The sequence below is a fragment of the Pontibacter korlensis genome, assembly GCF_000973725.1.
GTDB lineage: Bacteria > Bacteroidota > Bacteroidia > Cytophagales > Hymenobacteraceae > Pontibacter > Pontibacter korlensis.
This window is the reverse complement of sequence record NZ_CP009621.1, coordinates 5158551-5176481: the sequence shown is the minus strand read 5'-3', so window position 1 is coordinate 5176481 and position 17931 is coordinate 5158551. Positions and strand designations below refer to the sequence as shown.

Annotated in this window: 20 protein-coding genes; 15 read left to right on the top strand and 5 right to left on the bottom strand. The window is 46.0% G+C overall.

Annotation, left to right across the window (positions count from 1 at the left end; all coding sequences use genetic code 11):
* Positions 1-18 precede the first annotated feature (18 nt).
* Both PKOR_RS22200 and PKOR_RS23835 read left to right on the top strand, forming a co-directional pair.
* Positions 19-1752 carry a M3 family oligoendopeptidase gene (locus PKOR_RS22200; RefSeq protein WP_046314782.1) on the top strand — a complete coding sequence of 578 codons (1734 nt, stop codon included), beginning with the start codon at positions 19-21 and terminating at the stop codon, positions 1750-1752.
* A 112-nt stretch (positions 1753-1864) separates the two neighbouring features.
* Positions 1865-2677, top strand: coding sequence for a copper resistance protein NlpE N-terminal domain-containing protein (locus PKOR_RS23835; RefSeq protein WP_052739029.1), 813 nt, complete (start codon positions 1865-1867; stop codon positions 2675-2677).
* A 3-nt stretch (positions 2678-2680) separates the two neighbouring features.
* Here PKOR_RS23835 and PKOR_RS26155 read toward each other — a convergent pair whose 3' ends face one another.
* Complete coding sequence (locus PKOR_RS26155) at positions 2681-2818, bottom strand: PaaD-like zinc ribbon domain-containing protein (protein WP_420806336.1); 138 nt, start codon at positions 2816-2818, stop codon at positions 2681-2683.
* 276 nt (positions 2819-3094) lie between these two features.
* Positions 3095-3673 carry a TetR/AcrR family transcriptional regulator gene (locus PKOR_RS22190; protein ID WP_046313574.1) on the bottom strand — a complete coding sequence of 193 codons (579 nt, stop codon included), beginning with the start codon at positions 3671-3673 and terminating at the stop codon, positions 3095-3097.
* 260 nt (positions 3674-3933) lie between these two features.
* On the opposite strand from PKOR_RS22190, the gene PKOR_RS22185 reads away from it, so the two are divergent.
* The 11 genes from PKOR_RS22185 to PKOR_RS22135 all read left to right on the top strand — a co-directional run bounded on the left by PKOR_RS22185 (position 3934) and on the right by PKOR_RS22135 (position 12982).
* Positions 3934-4731, top strand: coding sequence for an enoyl-CoA hydratase/isomerase family protein (locus PKOR_RS22185; protein ID WP_046313573.1), 798 nt, complete (start codon positions 3934-3936; stop codon positions 4729-4731).
* 50 nt (positions 4732-4781) lie between these two features.
* A complete protein-coding gene (locus PKOR_RS22180; protein ID WP_046313572.1) occupies positions 4782-5273 on the top strand; it encodes a sterol desaturase family protein in 492 nt (163 codons plus the stop codon).
* On the top strand, positions 5254-6129 hold the full coding sequence (locus PKOR_RS22175) for a MerR family transcriptional regulator (RefSeq protein ID WP_046313571.1): 876 nt from the start codon (positions 5254-5256) through the stop codon (positions 6127-6129). The genes PKOR_RS22180 and PKOR_RS22175 overlap by 20 nt, the downstream gene beginning before the upstream one ends.
* Positions 6130-6358: 229 nt before the next feature.
* Positions 6359-6874, top strand: coding sequence for an RNA polymerase sigma factor (locus PKOR_RS22170; protein ID WP_046313570.1), 516 nt, complete (start codon positions 6359-6361; stop codon positions 6872-6874).
* 24 nt (positions 6875-6898) lie between these two features.
* Positions 6899-8395 carry a phytoene desaturase family protein gene (locus PKOR_RS22165; protein WP_046313569.1) on the top strand — a complete coding sequence of 499 codons (1497 nt, stop codon included), beginning with the start codon at positions 6899-6901 and terminating at the stop codon, positions 8393-8395.
* Between the two features lie 20 nt (positions 8396-8415).
* Positions 8416-9252 carry a phytoene/squalene synthase family protein gene (locus PKOR_RS22160; RefSeq protein ID WP_046313568.1) on the top strand — a complete coding sequence of 279 codons (837 nt, stop codon included), beginning with the start codon at positions 8416-8418 and terminating at the stop codon, positions 9250-9252.
* Positions 9253-9786 (top strand): hypothetical protein, encoded by a 534-nt coding sequence (locus PKOR_RS22155; RefSeq protein WP_046313567.1) that lies wholly within the window; start codon positions 9253-9255, stop codon positions 9784-9786.
* Positions 9787-9895: 109 nt separating this feature from the next.
* Positions 9896-10594 carry a lycopene cyclase domain-containing protein gene (locus PKOR_RS22150; protein ID WP_046313566.1) on the top strand — a complete coding sequence of 233 codons (699 nt, stop codon included), beginning with the start codon at positions 9896-9898 and terminating at the stop codon, positions 10592-10594.
* A gap of 7 nt (positions 10595-10601) precedes the next feature.
* Positions 10602-11453 carry a 4-hydroxy-3-methylbut-2-enyl diphosphate reductase gene (locus tag PKOR_RS22145; RefSeq protein WP_046313565.1) on the top strand — a complete coding sequence of 284 codons (852 nt, stop codon included), beginning with the start codon at positions 10602-10604 and terminating at the stop codon, positions 11451-11453.
* Between the two features lie 120 nt (positions 11454-11573).
* Positions 11574-12266: a fatty acid desaturase gene (locus PKOR_RS22140; protein ID WP_046314778.1), complete on the top strand. Its 693-nt coding sequence runs from the start codon at positions 11574-11576 to the stop codon at positions 12264-12266.
* A gap of 116 nt (positions 12267-12382) precedes the next feature.
* The gene (locus PKOR_RS22135) at positions 12383-12982 is read left to right on the top strand and encodes a hypothetical protein (protein ID WP_046313564.1); all 600 of its coding nucleotides are present in this window, start codon (positions 12383-12385) and stop codon (positions 12980-12982) included.
* Between the two features lie 71 nt (positions 12983-13053).
* Here PKOR_RS22135 and PKOR_RS22130 read toward each other — a convergent pair whose 3' ends face one another.
* The 3 genes from PKOR_RS22130 to PKOR_RS22120 form a co-directional block, all read right to left on the bottom strand.
* Positions 13054-13410 carry a heavy-metal-associated domain-containing protein gene (locus PKOR_RS22130; RefSeq protein ID WP_046313563.1) on the bottom strand — a complete coding sequence of 119 codons (357 nt, stop codon included), beginning with the start codon at positions 13408-13410 and terminating at the stop codon, positions 13054-13056.
* Between the two features lie 30 nt (positions 13411-13440).
* The gene (locus PKOR_RS22125; RefSeq protein WP_052739028.1) at positions 13441-15663 is read right to left on the bottom strand and encodes a TonB-dependent receptor; all 2223 of its coding nucleotides are present in this window, start codon (positions 15661-15663) and stop codon (positions 13441-13443) included.
* A gap of 88 nt (positions 15664-15751) precedes the next feature.
* Positions 15752-16123 (bottom strand): HYC_CC_PP family protein, encoded by a 372-nt coding sequence (locus PKOR_RS22120; RefSeq protein ID WP_148561774.1) that lies wholly within the window; start codon positions 16121-16123, stop codon positions 15752-15754.
* 416 nt (positions 16124-16539) lie between these two features.
* On the opposite strand from PKOR_RS22120, the gene mraZ reads away from it, so the two are divergent.
* Together mraZ and rsmH are read left to right on the top strand one after the other, a co-directional pair.
* The gene (gene mraZ / locus PKOR_RS22115; protein ID WP_046313561.1) at positions 16540-17007 is read left to right on the top strand and encodes a division/cell wall cluster transcriptional repressor MraZ; all 468 of its coding nucleotides are present in this window, start codon (positions 16540-16542) and stop codon (positions 17005-17007) included.
* On the top strand, positions 17007-17927 hold the full coding sequence (gene rsmH, locus PKOR_RS22110) for a 16S rRNA (cytosine(1402)-N(4))-methyltransferase RsmH (protein ID WP_046313560.1): 921 nt from the start codon (positions 17007-17009) through the stop codon (positions 17925-17927). Before mraZ ends, rsmH begins: the two co-directional genes overlap by 1 nt.
* Positions 17928-17931 lie beyond the last annotated feature (4 nt).

Sequence of the window (17931 nt, the reverse complement as noted above, 5' to 3'; positions counted from 1 at the left end):
GAAATATATATTGCTATAATGACAATACAACAAACAACTAACTTAACTATTCCTGAGCGCAGACCTCGCACCTACCTTTCCGAATATTTCAAAGTTGAAACTTGGGAAACCATAAAGCCATACTTCGAGGAATTAAAGGCGCGTGAGCTGAATAGTGTTGAGGAATTAGAGCAGTGGATGCAAGACCGCAGTGAACTCGAAAGCGTACTTTCAGAGGACTTAGGCTGGCGCTACATCCGCATGACTTGCGACACACAAAATGAGGAAACCACTAAGGCATTTCAATACTTTATCTCAGAGATCGAACCTAACATTGCACCGCTGGATCATGAGTTGAATCTGAAGCTGATGCACTCGCCATACGTGAATGGGTTGGACAAAGAAAAGTATAAAATATACCTGCGCGGTGTAGAGCGTGCGTTGGAAATTTTCCGGGAAGAGAATATTCCACTTCAAACCGATATCAGTACAAAGCAGCAGCAGTATGCTGCCATTACCGGTGCCATGACAGTTACGCTCGATGGGGAAGAGATGACACTGCAGCGCGCCGCCGATCGCCTGAAGCGCACTGATCGTGCTGTTCGCCAAGAAGCTTGGCGTGCAGTTCAAGAGCGCCGTTATCAGGACCGTGAGAAACTGGATAATCTTTTTGATGAGTTGCTGAAGCTGCGCCACAAGGTTGCCACCAATGCTGATTTCGAGAACTTCCGCGATTACATGTTTGCAGCCATGGGCCGCTTCGACTATACACCGCAGGATTGTTTTGATTTCCATACTTCAATTGAGGAGACCATTGTACCGCTTCTTACAAAGGTTGATGAGGAGCGTAAAGAGAAGTTGAATGTAGAGCAACTGCGACCTTGGGACCTGGATGTTGATCCATCGGGCAGAAAGCCACTGGAGCCATTCAAGTCTGGCGAAGAGCTTTTAGAGAAAACAGTACAGGTATTTTATAAGTTAGACACTTACCTTGGGGATTGCCTGGCAACCATGCGCGAAATGGGGCACCTGGACCTGGAGTCTAGAAAGGGGAAAGCCCCAGGTGGTTATAACTACCCGCTTGACGAAATCGGAGTGCCTTTCATCTTCATGAATGCTACCTCTAGCTTGCGTGATGTTATTACTATGCTTCACGAAGGAGGCCATGCTGTTCATTCTTTCCTGACGCGTGATCTGTGGTTAAACTCCTTCAAACACCCACCTTCAGAAGTGGCCGAACTTGCTTCAATGTCGATGGAACTGATCTCGATGGACTATTGGGACACTTTCTTTGTGGATGAAGATGAACTGCGCCGTGCCAAGAAAACACACCTAGAAAGTGTGCTGGAGACATTTCCTTGGGTGGCGACAGTTGATAAATTTCAGCACTGGATTTATGAGCACCCAGAGCAGACGCAGGAGCAGCGCCATCAGGAGTGGCTTACCATCTTTGAGACTTTTAACCACAAAATAGTTAATTGGGAAGGGCTGGAGAAATTCAAACCATTTATGTGGCAGAAGCAGCTTCATATTTATGAGGTGCCATTTTACTATATAGAGTATGCCATGGCGCAACTTGGAGCTATAGCGGTTTGGAAGAACTACAAGGAGAATCCTGCCGAGGGACTTGCTGCCTATAAGCGTGCGCTTGGCCTGGGCTACACCGTATCGATTGGTGAAGTTTACGAAGCAGCAGGGATTAAATTTGATTTCAGTACAGATTACATCAAGAGCCTCGTGGATTTTGTTAAATCAGAAATGGCTAGTCTGTAAATACTAAATCAAACATTTATGCAGGAGCCTTGCTGTTGTCAGTGAGGCTCTTGTGTTTTAGTAAAGTGGCGTTCTTCAACGCCGCATAACATAGTGCGTAAGCTCTATTACAATGAAGAAAGCAGTAAATATTTTATGGGTGGGGGCAGTGCTGCTATCAGGGGCTGCTTGTACAACAGGTTCTGTTTCTGATATATATACTCAGCCTGTAGATGTAGGCGTTGCTAAGACTGTTGAACCTGCAGCTGTTGTAGGTACGTGGCGTGGTGTAATCCCATGCGCTGACTGCCCGGGAATTAATTATAACCTCAGCCTAAACGCGAACAACACCTTTGAAGAGACACTAGTTTACCAGGACCGGGATGTGCAGCCTTTTACACGCACTGGCACTTGGCGAATTAATGAAGGTCAAGTGGAGTTAGGGAGCGCAAATAACAGCGGCACTTCCCGTTTTAGCCTAACCCCGGAAGGAAACTTGAACATGCTGGATCAGGAGGGTAAGCCTGTCACCTCAGAGCTTGCTCCCATGTATCTTTTGAGAAGAGATACAACTCTGATAGAAGACAATCCGGCGCTATGGAGTGAAAAACGGAGATTAGGAATAGACTTTGTTGCTACTGGGAATGAGCCGGGATGGTCTCTGGAGGTTGATCTGGATAAGGGCATGTTCTTTAAAACCCTTCCTTCCGAAAGTATAGCCATGGAGACCGCTGTGCCCACGCAAGCTAAAAGTGGAAAGGTCACAACCTATAGCGCCACTACGGATGCTGGTGAATTGAAAGTTGAGATAGTCCATCAACCTTGTGAGGATACTATGTCTGGGAAAGTATCCCCATACTTAGTAAGGGTTACAGCTAAAGGAATCAATTTTAAAGGTTGTGGTACATACCTAGGTGAACAAACTCAAGAGAAGAGCCAGCACTAGAGCTTAATAGATGCAGAAGGGTTTTAACTGCTCAAACACCTGACAACAATTGTTGCTGTAATGCATATTATGGTATAATGTTGGACCAAATGGTGTACGCAAGGTAGTGTTAGTGCTGTTGAAGTATGAAAGGTAGCACATTCTATGATGACCATCATGCTTTGTAGGTGGGGCAAGATTAAACTCTTTTAATGCTTTGAGGCCTTTCTCGCTTATCTTGTTGCTGTCCCAATAATCATCGTAGCTCATGTTTACAGTACACCTACTGATGCCGTGTTTCTCTACATTTCCTGCTCTGTTCAGAGCTTGTAGTTATAAGGTCCGATAAACTAAAGAGCTGAGCCGTTTCCGACTCAGCTGCTAAAGGTAGTTTAGTTAAGGTGTATTAAGGTGAGAGTAAGTATCATGTAAGGCCTGCTAATTGGTTGCAAGGCCATTTAGTAGCATCTCTGATAAGTTTTCGGCAATTTCAGACGGTGTCATCTTGCCCTCTGGCTTATACCAGGTATGGATCCAGTTGAGACTCGATAGTATGGTAAGTGCCGCGAACTTCTCATCCGGCACTGCAAATTCTCCATCGTCAATGCCGGTGCGGATTATCTCCCGGAAGCGAGCCTCATACTTGTCGCGTAGTGCCAGGTAAGTTCCGTGCATCGGCTCGCTCAGGTGGCGCCACTCGTGCAGAAAAACCGCTGAAGCCTCTGTATTTTGTGTTAGCACCTGCACATGGGCAGTAATTGCGCGCTTTAAGCGGTTAGTAGCACTGCCTTCCAGAGCTTCAGCAGCGTCTATGGCCTCAAAAAACTCCTGCGCCATTCTAAAGCACACACGCTGCAGAATTTCCTCCTTTGATTTAATATGGGAGTAAATGCTGGCAGCCTCTATGCCCAAAGCAGTTGCCAAATCACGCATAGAGGTGGCAGAAAATCCTTTTGTTCTAAAAAGAGCCGTAGCTGTCTTCTCTATTTGTTCTTTTCTGCTCAAAACTGCTTCCATAGTAGTTACCTTACAAATATCGACAGCCTAACGTTCGTTAGCAAATTTATTTTAACAAACGTTTATACTTTAGTAAGGTTGCCAACTTAGCTGCTGTGCTAGTGGGAAATTGTAGAAAAAAGTTATATTTTAAGATTGCTCAAATAAGTGTGCGAGTGGTGATTTTTTAGATGAAGCGTTGCTTGCATACTTCCGTATATGGAAACACAGAGCGCCACTATAAACATACAACTAATCAAGACAAGACCATGACCGAACTAATGAATACTGCTGAACAGCAGACGCTGGAATATGTAAATTATGAGGTGAAGGAGCGGGTGGGATACATTACGCTTGCCCGAGCCGAGAAAAGAAACGCCCTTAACTTTGAGGTTGTAACAGAGCTGAAGCGGGCTTTCGCTTTTGCCGAAGAAGATGAGGCCAGCAAGGTGCTGGTGCTACGTGCCGAAGGAAAGGTATTCTGTGCCGGGGCCGACCTAGAGTACATACAGCGCCTTCAGGAAATTGATTACCACGATAATTTGATTGATTCCACGCATTTGATGGAGCTGTTCAGAATGATTTATACTTTGAAGAAAGTGGTAATCGCACAAATTCATGGGCATGCCATTGCCGGCGGTTGTGGCCTGGCTGCTATCTGCGACTTCGGGTTTACCGTGCCAGAGGCAAAGTTTGGCTATACAGAAGTAAAGATCGGTTTTATCCCTGCTATTGTTAAAGTGTTCCTGCTGCGTAAGATAGGGGAGGCCAAGGCCAAGCAACTTCTGCTTACCGGTGATCTCGTCTCTGCTGAAGTAGCTGAAAAGTATGGGCTGGTTAATTATGTAGTGCCTGCCGATGAGCTGGAAGAAAGAGTGTTTGCCTTTGCGCAAAAGCTGTGTGCTGAAAATTCAAAACAATCGATGGAGGTAACGAAGGAGATGATTGCGCGAGTACAGGGCATGACGCTGGAAGAAGGCCTGCAGTATGCCTCCGAGATGAATGCTGTAGCCCGCGGTAGCGAAGATTGTCAGCGCGGTATAGCCGCTTTTCTTAACAAAGAACAAATAAACTGGTAGATACCTGCTTATTATTTTAAACTATTCCTTAAACTTGCTGTTTTGTGGATATGCTGACAGGCATCGGAACCATGCTTTTGACTTTTGTTGCCATGGAAGGTGTGGCGTGGCTCATGCACAAGTATGTGCTGCACGGGTTTCTTTGGTTCCTGCACAAGTCGCACCACACACACCATCATCATGCCTTTGAATGGAATGATCTATTCTTTGCCTATTATGGAACGCTGGCAATGCTATTCTTTATTTTTGGCAGCGATCCAATTGATTATAGGTTTTGGATTGGCGCAGGAATCACGTTGTATGGCTTGGCCTACTTCTTGATACACGATGTGTTTATTCATAGGCGAATAAAGGTGTTTGGCAAAACATCCAATGTGTATCTCAAGGCCTTGAACATGGCACATAAGGTACATCATAAGGTGCAAGATAAGAATGGTTCTGAGTCGTTTGGAATGCTGTGGGTAGCGCCCCGCTATTTCAGGTTGGCTTATGAGATTGTGAAGAAACAGGAACAGGAGGAACGTGGCTCAGTACACTATTAAAGAATTAGAACACCTTTCAGGGATCAAGGCGCACACCATACGTGTGTGGGAGCAGCGCTATTGTATCCTAAAACCAAAGCGCACCGAAACCAATATCCGCTATTACGATGATGCGGACCTGAAATCTCTGCTCAATATTTCACGCCTCAACGAGCGTGGCTACAAGATTTCCAAGATCGCACAGATGGGCCAGGAGCAGATTCTGGAGAAAGTGCAGCAATTGTGCGATCAGCCCTGCGAGTGTGCCCACCATGTAAGTGCCTTGGTAACTGCCATGGTGGATATGGATGAGTATAAGTTTGACCGTGCGCTTTCCACAGCCACTATCCAAATGGGCTTTCAGGAAACAATGCAGGAAGTTGTTTACCCCTTCCTGAACAAAATTGGCATACTTTGGCAAACCGGCAACATAACGCCCGCGCACGAGCATTTTGTCAGTAACCTCATCCGGCAGAAGCTTTTGGTGGCCATTGATGGGCAAACTGCCCGCTGGAAAGAGGATGCTCCCGCTTATATACTTTACCTGCCCGAAAATGAGTTGCATGAGCTAGGTTTGTTGTACATGAACTATATTCTGCGGGCGAATAATCAGCGGGTCATCTATATGGGCCAGCACCTGCCTTTCAAAGATTTGGAGCTGACTTACGAACAAGTTAAAGCAAAGTATATATGCACAGTGCTTACCTCGACTCCGGAGCGGGAGCAAGTGCAGGCGTACATAGACAAGCTGTCGAAGCGATTTTCTGATTGTACCCTCTATGTCTATGGTTATCAGGTGCAGTATGATTTTCTTGAATTTCCACCCAATGTGCAGCGTTTTAAATGCATGAAAGAGTTTATCGCAAAATTTAGTTAGGCTTTTTTTCACTCATTTCAATCCGAGCTCTTACCACTTTCGTTTATACGGTGGTAGGAGCTCGGATTTTTTTGTGTCGTTTGCCAAGGAATAATGTACATACACGGGTTACGAAGGCACGTTTGTCGAATTTGTTTAACCTGCATCGAAATTAAACTAGACAAATTTATTTTTATTGGCAGTCATGTCGTATATTTGTTTATGGTTTCACCATAAAACATTAAACAGAATGACAGCTCTGGAATTCAATACCCTCGTACAGAATGTAGCACATACGCTACGCCCTGCAGCCATGAACCTGACTAGAGACCAGGATGATGCAAAGGACCTGGTGCAGGAAACAATGCTGAAGGCTCTGACGAACCGAGATAAATTTAAGGCAGGTACAAACCTGAAGGCCTGGCTCTATACAATCATGCGCAACACCTTTATTAATAATTATAATAAGGTAACGCGGCGCAGTAGCAATATCGATAGTTCAGAGTACCTGCAGTACCTAAATACGGACGAAAACTTCGTGACCCAAAACAAAGGAACAGCAACTTTCGTCATGAACGACATCAATAAGGCAATTGCCAATCTAAACGAAGAGCACCGCACTCCTTTTATGATGTACTATGTGGGGTACAAGTATCTTGAGATAGCAGAGAAACTGCAGATTCCGATAGGTACAGTTAAGAACCGCATCCACATAGCCCGTAAGGAGCTGAAGAATGTGCTGAAGGTTTACAGGCAGGATGCATGATGAAGTAGGATCTAAAACCAATGTATGGGTGGAACACGAGTAATAGTAATCGGTTCAGGCTTCTCGGGCCTATCTGCTGCCACAAGCTTGGCAGATAAAGGCTATGAGGTAACGGTACTGGAAAAGAACAGTAGTCCTGGTGGCCGCGCCCGGAGCTTTTCTGCCAACGGATTTACTTTTGACATGGGCCCCAGTTGGTATTGGATGCCCGATGTGTTCGAGTCATACTTCAACAAATTCGGTAAAACCACTTCCGATTATTACTACCTCCGCCGACTCGACCCTTCTTATACTGTTGTATTCGGTGAGAATGATTTTGTAGATATTCCAGCCCAGCTGCCGGAACTGCAGGCGCTCTTTGAAAATATGGAGCCCGGCAGTGCTGCGCAGCTGGACTTGTTTTTAGAGCAGGCTGCTTACAAGTATGAAGTAGGTATAAACCAGCTTGTATACAAACCTGGGCGCTCGCTCACAGAGTTTATGAGTCCTCGTCTGCTGCTGGACGTGCTGCGGATGGATGTTTTTCAGTCGTTCCACAAACACATCCGCCGTTTTTTTCAGCACGAGAAGATCATCAAACTTATGGAGTTCCCGATCCTCTTCCTGGGGGCTCTCCCGCAGAATACGCCTGCCCTTTATAGCCTTATGAACTATGCCGACATCAGCCTGGGTACGTGGTATCCTATGGGTGGCATGTATAAGATTGTGGAAGGAATGGTGCAGCTGGCAGAGGAGAAGGGTGTAAAGTTTCTATATAACCAAAACGTGCAGCGCCTGGATGTAGGAGAAGGGCAGGTGACTCAGGTGCTGACAGAAACAGATGTGTTTGAGGCAGATGTAATGGTGGCTAGTGCCGATTATCATCATGTAGAGAAGGAGCTGCTGCCCAAAGCCTATCAAAGCTATTCAGATAGTTATTGGGAAAGCAGGGTTATGGCACCCTCATCTCTGCTGTTTTATGTGGGCGTGAACAAGCGTCTACAAAACCTGCAGCACCACAACCTGTTCTTCGATGAAGATTTTGGTCCTCATGCCCAGGAAATTTATACTACTCCTAAGTGGCCGGAGAAGCCCCTTTTCTATGTTTCCACCCCATCCGTAACAGACCCGAGTGTAGCACCGGAAGGCTGCGAGAACCTATTTATACTTATTCCTCTGGCTCCTGGTCTGCAGGATACGGAGGAGCTGCGCGAGAAATACTTTAACCTGGTGATGGACCGTCTGGAGCGGCTGACAAAGCAGGATGTACGAAGTGCAATAGTATACAAGCGCAGCTACGCGCATCGCGACTTTATTCAAGACTATAATGCTTTCAAAGGCAACGCTTACGGCCTGGCTAATACGTTGCTGCAAACAGCAATTCTGAAGCCAAGCCTGAAGAGTAAAAAAGTAAAGAATCTGTTTTATACCGGGCAGCTTACTGTGCCTGGTCCGGGCGTGCCACCCTCATTGATATCCGGACAGGTAGTGGCGAATGAAATTTTGAAGGAGTATGCACCGCCGGTTGCAGCAAACGTATAATCTGCCAAACCCTCTTAAGTATGGAGCAGCTTTTTAAAGATACCTGCATGCAGTGCAGTAAAGTAATTACCCAGGCCTACAGTACTTCCTTTACCTTAGGCATCAAAACCCTGGATAAGAAATTTCACTTGCCTATTTACGCTATCTATGGTTTTGTGCGCTGTGCCGATGAGATTGTGGATACTTTCCATAGCCACGATAAGCGAAAGCTGCTAGCAGACTTCAAAAAGCAAACCTATGAGGCGATTGAGCAAAAGCTAAGCCTGAACCCTGTACTGCATGCATTTCAGTGTGTGGTGCACACCTATGATATTGATAGAGCATATATTGAGGCCTTTCTGAAAAGTATGGAAATGGACCTGGATGACCATGTGTATGATCGTATGCTTTATGATGCGTATATTTATGGCTCTGCTGAGGTAGTTGGCCTAATGTGCCTGAAAGTATTCTGTGAAGGAGACAAGGAGATGTTTAAGCGCCTTGAGAAGCCGGCACGAAGCCTTGGAGCTGCCTTCCAGAAAGTAAACTTCCTGCGCGACATGAAAAGCGATTATAAAGAACGGGGCAGGGTTTATTTTCCAAAAGTAGAGTATCAAAAGTTCAGCAATGCCTGTAAAGCGGAGATAGAGAAGGATATATTGAATGATTTTAATGATGCCTATGTTGGCATCATGGCGCTGCCCCGCTCCGCACGCATGGGAGTGTACCTGGCATACGTCTATTACCTTAAACTTTTCCGCAAGATACAAGACCTGCCGGCAACCCGCATCCTTAAGGAGCGCGTAAGAGTACCTGATAATGCTAAGTTGGCATTGCTGCTTAGCTCTTATGTCAAGTACAGATTTAACGTGATCTAAATGATATACAAATTACCCCTTATACTTTTACTTTTTGTAGGACAAGTGGCACTGGCTGGTAATGAAGCCAGTTACAGCCTTCCGAAGCTAAGAACAGAATACCTGCAGGCTAGCAAGAGTAAAGATGCCGCCGAGCGCTTCAACAAGAAGATGGGCGATTATGGAGAAAGAGATCCTGTGGTACTGGCCTATAAAGCAGCCTCGGAGGCAGTAATGGCCAAGTATGTCTGGAATCCTTACAGTAAACTAAAGCAGATTAGAACAGCTGCCGCTATTTTTGAAGAGGCAGTAAAGCTGGATCATGATCATCCGGAAATTCGGTTTCTAAGATTTACAGTAGAGCATTATGTGCCTCGCTATCTCAACCTGAGCCAGCATATTGAGGAAGATAAAAGAGTGATGATTAGTAGCCTGAAAGCGCACCCCGATTCTGGCATTTCGACAGAGTTGGCCCGTACCATGCGCGATTTTCTGCTGACAAAGGACCACTGTACAGAAGCTGAAAAGAAAGAAATCCGGAACATTAAAATTTAGAAGCGCAACAGGAACTGGGGCAGTAGAGAAGATTCATCCTGATGGTATGGCTGGCAATAAACCTGTTTCAGTTGATTTTTGGCTCATCATTCCAAATCAGTAGCTAAGCATGTACCTCTACCTCTACTTGAATATATTCACCATCCTGTTTCCCTTTCTGCTGTCTTTCGACAAAAAGGTGGCTTTCTACAAAGATTGGGGAGCACTGTTTCCTGCCATACTGGCTAACGGGGTGCTTTTCGTTGTTTGGGACTTGCTCTTTACCAGGAACGGCATCTGGGGCTTTAACGAAGAGTACCTGACGGGCATATACCTGTTTAACCTGCCCTTAGAAGAGGTGCTGTTCTTTCTGACGGTGCCATACGCCTGCGTGTTTATCTACGATGTACTGAATGCTTACATCCAGAAGGACCTGTTGCAGCCTTATGCCAAAGCAATTGCTGTTGTGCTGATGCTGGTTCTGTCCCTGATTGCAGTATTCAGTATCGGACGGCTGTATACCTCTGTTACTTTTATCCTGCTAACGCTAGTGCATCTGGTGCATCTGCGCTTCTACGGCACACGCTACCTAGGGCGTTTTTACCTGGCTTACCTGGTGCACTTGCTTCCCTTTTTGCTCGTAAATGGAGTATTGACTTACCTACCCATTGTATGGTATAACGATGACTATAACCTGGGCGTGCGCCTGGTTTCTATACCCGTGGAGGATACTATGTATTCTATGGCTATGCTGCTGCTTACGGTTTCTGTTTATGAGGGGCTTAGGCAGCGAAAAAGCGTTAAACAATATGACCCGGTAATTGTATAAGAAGTGTATGCAACGCCTGCAAGTAACCATAGATGAGGGCTCCGGCTTCTGCTTTGGAGTGGTGTATGCTATCCAGATGGCGGAGGATATTCTGGATGAGCAGCAGTACCTCTATTGCCTGGGCGATATTGTGCACAACGACGTGGAGGTTGAGCGCTTGCAGCAAAAGGGCTTACGCATTATAGACCACCAGCAATTGCGGCTTTTAAAAAACGAAACGGTGCTGATTCGTGCCCATGGCGAGCCGCCTGAAACGTATCAGACAGCTTTGCAGAACAACCTTACACTCATTGATGCTTCCTGCCCCGTGGTGTTGAAGCTGCAGAACCGAATCAAAACCTCCTATGATAAAAGTGACCAGATCTACATTTATGGTAAGCATGGCCATGCCGAGGTGATGGGGCTCTTGGGGCAGACAAATAACCAGGCTGTGGTGTTCGAAAGTATAGAGGAGCTGCTGCAGCATGAATTGCCTTCTAAAATTACGCTGTACAGCCAAACCACTAAGAGTACCGACAGCTTCTACAATATCAAAAATACGCTGGAAGAACAAGGCTATGAAGTAGACGCGAATGATACCATTTGCCGGCAGGTATCCAACCGTGATAAGGAGCTTCGTAAGTTTGCGGCCAAGTATAGCAAAGTAGTCTTTGTGTCGGGTACAAAATCCAGTAATGGCAGGGTGTTATACCAAGTTTGCAAAGACACTAATCCCGAAACCTATTTTGTGTCTAAAGTAGAGCAGTTACAGCCTGATTGGTTTAAGGCAGGTGAAACTGTAGGCATCTGTGGTGCAACCTCCACACCAATGTGGCTGATGGAGCAAGTACGGGATGCGCTTTTGCAGTATGAGTATTAATTTATAGCCTACTTCAACTGAATTAGGCATGTGTAGGAGACAAGCAAATTGAGTTTCATATCCAAAAGAACTATATCAGTTGTACTTTATAAGTAGAGTTCCTGTTAGAATATCATGCTCATGGCACTAGTTAAGCAGAGTGATAATAGGGGAGTTGTAATAGCAGCAGTTATACTTATGAGCTGGTCTGTGTTGCTGGTGTATCTACTGCGCTATTATGATGTGGACTTTGCATCTCCGCTAACTTACCTTTTCTTTTTGCTACAAACCCATTTGTATACCGGGCTTTTTATAACCGCACATGATGCTATGCATGGTGTAGCTGCACCTGGAAAGCCAAAGCTGAACAAGGCTATCGGAACCGTGGCTGCTTTTCTATTTGCCTATAATTGGTACCCACGTTTGCTGCCAAGGCATCACCAGCACCATCGCCATGTGGCAACAGCTGAGGACCCGGACTATCATCATGGTTCCTTCTGGTTATGGTACCTTAGCTTTTTGAAGCAGTATATTACTTGGTGGCAGATGCTGCTTATGGCTATTACTTTTAACCTGCTGAAGCTGTTTTTTCCTGTAGAGAATGTAGTGCTGTATTGGATGGCACCAGCTGTTCTTGCAACTTTCCAGCTCTTTTACTTTGGTACCTATGAACCGCACAAAGGGGAACATCCGGCTGATAATCCACATAAATCAGGTACACAGGCTAAGAATCACCTTTGGGCCTTTGTGAGCTGCTACTTCTTTGGCTATCATTATGAGCACCACGACAAGCCATACTTACCTTGGTGGCAACTTTACAAAACAAAAATATAAAGTAGATTAATCTTAATTGAAGCTATAAAACTGCAACAGCGTTGGCAGGCAAATCGTATGCCTAAGGGTTTAAACAGACAGTGAATCCTTCGTTCTACCCTTTGCCTTGCCAATCCATGAAATATAGTGTTGCTTCCTTATCCTTTGGTGCATGCTTTCTTGTGCTTTTGCTAAGCCAATCGTTCGCCGCATCTGGCCAGACCTTTGTAAATGGAGGGGCAGGAAAAGAGCCTGCAGCCTTGAAGGCAGGCGTCAATTTCGTGTGGCTTTCCGAAAATGATAGTCAGGGGATGATGTTTAGCAACAGCTTCAGCCACTATGTAGGTAAAAGGCTATCTGTAGGACTGAACTTAGGACTTCTCTCAGCTAAGCGATACGACGATGCAAAGCAGATTTATACTGTCCAGAATACTTTTTACATGGGCTCATTGGAGGCAGCGTTTGACGTAATGCAAGGAGAAACAGTTTCTTTCAGGTTAGGAGCAGGTCCCAGTGCAAGGCATCGTGCCGAGGTAAACTCAGATCCGGAAGGGCAAGGCACGCAAGACGGGTCTGTAACCCATATCAAAACCTCCGATGTCGGTTTCCATGGCTTTTTTGAAAATGACTTCAATATACTGCGTAATGGCGTGGCCGGAGGCAGGGTGTCGTACTTTCATTACACAGAAGGTACACCCATTCTCTCGATTGGCCTGCATTTAGGCTTTAAGTTCTGATATAACTACACTTATAAAACAAGGAAGGGAGCCAATATTGGCTCCCTTCCTTGTTTTCAGGCTGGCAATTCTTAGTGATCGCCGGCTTCTTTCTTGCAGCAGTCATCCAGGCGGTTGTAAGCACGCTCGTCTGCTGGTATCTTGTTGGCATCGTAACCCGTTTTTGTCACTGCTTTAAGTATGTTTGCCTCATCTGTCTTGCGGCTGTCGAACACAACCGTCAATACCTTTGACTTTACATCCAGGTTAGAGGATTTAACACCTTTCTCGTAGGCCATAGCTTTCTCCAGTGTCTTCTTACACATATCACATACTGCGGAGGTCTTGATCTGGATAGTTTCTGCACGGCCTTTTTGGTTTTGCGCGTTCACGCCCATACTTATTAAGGCCAAAACCATTGAAAGAAAAAGCATTTGTAGTTTTTTCATGTGCTTCTATCTGTTAAAGTAAAATATTGATTAGTCAATTCTGAACCTGAGACCGGCATACACTACGCGTCCAGTAATCGGTCCCCATACCATACTAGCATCAAAATTGCTGCCAAATGGCTCTGAGGCACCAATAATTGGGTCAGTCTGGCGATAATTCAGCAAATTTTCTGCCCCCAGGTATACTTCCCAACGCTTAAATGCACGGGTGACCTGCGTGTTTACAGTGGCAAAGCGCTTAGAGGTATGCATCTGCTGTTCCGTTTGCTGCGATACAGGTGCTAAGGGCATCAAGCCAAAGTACTGCGTTGTCAGGTCGGCACGCCACTTATCAAAAGGTGTGGCAAAGCCGAGGTTAACAAAGAAACGATGCTTTGGTATCATCGGCTTTTGCAACAGCTCCCCTTGGTAGCTTGTCTTTACGTCGTAATATTTGTAGGCTGCTTTCGCATCTAAACCTTTAACTAGTTCATACTGTAGCTCTGCCTGAAAGCTGTTGGAGTAGGAACGGCCATCCAGGTTATAGAATAGCACCTGGCCCGGATTGCTGTACATGTCTGCCACCACCTGGTTTGTGAAGCTCGTATGGTAGAAGTCTGTCACAAAAGCACCGAGTCTGCCTGCATGTTCAAAATAGTGGGTAAAAGACCCGCCAATATTCCAGGCCTCTTCCGGCTGTAGCTCTTCCAGTACTGTAAACTTGCGGGAGCTCACCAAGGCTGCGGTGTTCTCAGCTATTGGGTTAGCAACCCTAAAGCCTCTTCCTGTAGCCACGCGCACAATTGTTTTTGGCGAAAAATCATACTTCACATTAAGTCGTGGCGTAAACACAGTGCCATACAAGTTATGGAAGTCTACTCGTGCACCTGCTACTACAGTCAGATTTTGCGCGTTGTTATAAATGTACTCCCCAAAAGCTCCCGGAACATACTCTTTGCGGCTAAAGATAGAGTCTGTCAGGTTTTCGGAATAATCCTCAAAAGTATAGCTCAAGCCTGCTTTATAGGTATGGCGGGTATCCCCAATGATAGATTGAAAGATAAGACGGGCGTTGGCGCTGTTTTGCTCCCCATCATACTTCCGTAGCCCATAGTTGGAGTTAAACTTGTGGTGCGTGGCAGAGGTTATAAGGCCTAAGCTTTGGTACGGCTTGCCCGGGAATGTATAAGAAGTTTTGTTGAAGCCGGATAACCTATCTACTTCAGACGTGGTGCCATAGTAAGCTTGTGCTGCCTGCGGCTTACCCTCATCAAAGTCCATCTGGCCACCTACTCTCTCCTCGCGCAGCGCATTAAACCCGAACTCTGAGACCCAAGCCTCATGCTCATACTTCCACTTGTTAAACACGTTATACTGAGAGCCTAGCGAGAGGTCCATAAAACCATCATTGTTTCGGTCTACACGGCTGTGCAGCTGGTCTGTGTGGAGCATCAATAGGGTACTCCATTTGTTGTTAAGACTGGTAGCCAGGTTCAGGTTGGCATCGTACCGGCCAATGCTGTTGCCATACAGGTTTAAGTACAGGCGTTCTGCCTTAGCTGGGTCACGCAACGTTACGTTTACCTGTCCCGATATCGACTCATAGCCATTCAGCACAGATCCCATGCCTTTAATGATGTCTATCGACTCTATGAAAGTACCCGAAAGGTAATTAAGACGATAAGGAGTAGCTAGTCCGCGAAGTGCGGGTACGTTGTCAGTAGTTAGGAGTGTGTAAGAGCCGTCGAGCCCCAGCATTTGTATCTGCTTAGCCCCTGATACGGCATCAGTCGTGCTTACTTCCACCGAGGCATTGGTCTCGAAGCTTTCTGCCAAGTTGCAGCAAGCTGATTTTTCCAGGTCACGACTTGTGATGATTTCTGTTTGTGTAGGTGTGAGTGCTGAGTGCCGCTCTACTTCACCTTCCACCACCACCTCTTTCAGGCCATTGGTTTGGCCTAGGCCAATGGTGGCTTGGCTTTTACCTTGAACCAACACAGTATCTGGTGTATAACCAATGTAGGTAACAACTACAGCGGGAGCTTCGGCATCAGCCCATGAAAGGGTAAAGTTGCCAAAAGGATCAGTAGCGGTGCCCTTTTCTGTTCCCAACCAAACAACGTTGGCTCCAATAAGGGGCTGACCAGGATTATTTTTGTCTACCACCTTGCCCTGTAGTTGCTGGGCATAGGCTTGAGAGGATAAGGTAAATATAAAAAGTATGGCAAGCAGAGCTATGGTATAGCTCCTGGTTTTGCCGTTTGATTTAATCATAATGAAAATCGTTTTAGATCTCAGAATATAATGTGTGATTACATGCGCAGGTATACCTGGCAGAATACAGCAGGTGCTTCTGAGGTGGTTAAACGATTAGGACATGCAGAAAATGCAGTAGGTGCCGCCCATAAAGTGGAGGAGAGCTATTAGTATAGCTTAGAACTGCCTGCTGCGTTTGCTGATTTACCTGGTAAACAGGTATAAAAGGAGTAGGAGCAGAGAAAGCCAGCGCAGGAATCTGCAGGCCATACTCTTTCGGGGTAGAGACTGGCTCTAATTTATGGTAAGCGACGTGTTCTTCGCAGCAGTCATCCTTTGCGGTATTCGACGAAGCCGGTTTGTCACAGCATTCATCTGCCACAGCCATTGTTGTTGTAGATTTTATGCTGGCTAACCGACATAACTGCTGAGATAAGGCAACACCAAACGACCCCAGCAGAATGCTGAGCGATAGCATGAAGATTACGCTGTGTCTGAAGGTGCTTCCCATACCACAAAGATACGAAATCTTACGCCACTATGCTCCACCTTAGTTAAATCCCTTCCACTTTCTCCCACTTTTGCCACTTCGCCCCACTTTTAGCGTGGATAAGTATAAATTATAGGGTATTCTCTATTTTAACAGTATAACTAGTTGATGTTTAGTGGCTTATCTATTTAAGGTCTCGTATTTTAATGATTTTGTTAATACGCTGCAAATAAAGTTATACCCAAAGTGGGGAGCTGGTGGTGTGGATAATGTGGATAAGTGGTGTGGATTACCATAATTTATCCACAAAGTGGTAAAAAGTGGTAGATTGTGGTTGCGATATTTTGTTGAATGGCTACATTTGTATAGTCCAAAGTCTATACGGACCAAACCACCATAAGCCTATGAACTTCCTTTCTGGCGAATATGAGTGCAAGATCGATCCGAAGGGAAGGTTGGTTTTACCTGCAAAGATAAAAGCCAACCTGCCGGAGGCATCTGGCAATCATGTGGTTCTGATGAGGGGGTTTGAGCCTTGCCTGGTGTTGTACCCGAAGGCAGAGTGGAAGGTGATTTACGATAAGGTGGCCGGGCTTAACGAGTTCAACGAAGAGTACCGCCACTTTCAGCGTAACTTCTTCCGTGGGAACACCGAGATCGAGTTGGATGGAAACGGGCGTTTTATAGTGCCTAAGACCATGGGCCGATTTGCTGAACTGGAGAAGGAGGCGATTGTAGTGGGTCTTGGTAACCGTGTGGAGATCTGGAACCCTGATAAGTATGAAGAGTTCCTGATTAAGGATCAGCAGAATTTCTCACAGCTCGCCCAGAAGTTTTTGGGTGATAAACCGGCAGAGGAGCAAAGTATATAATGGAGTATCATCGCCCAGTATTACTGGAAGAGTCAGTAGAGGCGCTGGCCATAAAGCCGGACGGAATATATGTGGATGTGACGTTTGGGGGCGGAGGCCATTCAGCGCGCATCCTGAAGGAGCTCACAACAGGTAAGCTCTATAGTTTTGACCAGGACGCAGATGCGCAGGAGCAGTCGAAGAAGTTAGAAGGGCCAAACTTTGAGTTTGTGCGGGCCAACTTCCGCGATCTGAAAAAATACCTGAGACTGTACCGGGTAACCGAAGTGGATGGAATACTAGCTGACCTGGGAGTGTCGTCGCACCAGTTTAACGTGCCTGAGCGAGGCTTTTCTACTCGCTTTGATGGCCCATTGGATATGCGCATGAATTCTGATGTAGGCATGACTGCACAAGAGGTGCTGGAGACATACTCAGAGGAGCAGTTGCACCGCATCTTCGGGATTTACGGAGAGGTTAAAAACGCAAAAACCCTGGCTCGAACAGTAGTGGAGAAGCGAAACCGCCAGCCACTGGAAACGATTGGTGAGTTTAAGCAGGCGATTAGCTCTTGCACTCCAAAAGGGAAAGAGAATAAATACTTAGCGCAGGTTTTTCAGGCACTACGAATTGAGGTGAATGATGAAATGAAAGCGCTGGAAGAGATGCTGGAGCAGGCAGCACAGATGTTGAAGCCCGGCGGAAGACTCTCGGTTATTTCTTACCACTCGCTGGAAGACAGGATGGTGAAGAACTTTATAGCGAAAGGTAAATTCTTCGGAGAGGTAGAGAAAGATATTTTCGGTAATGAAATAAAGCCGTTGGAGGCGGTGCATCGCAAGCCAATAACACCAACAGAAGAGGAGTTGCTGCAAAACAGCCGCTCCAGGAGTGCCAAGCTAAGGGTGGCAGAGAAGAAGGGGGAACGAGAAGGAAAGTAAAACA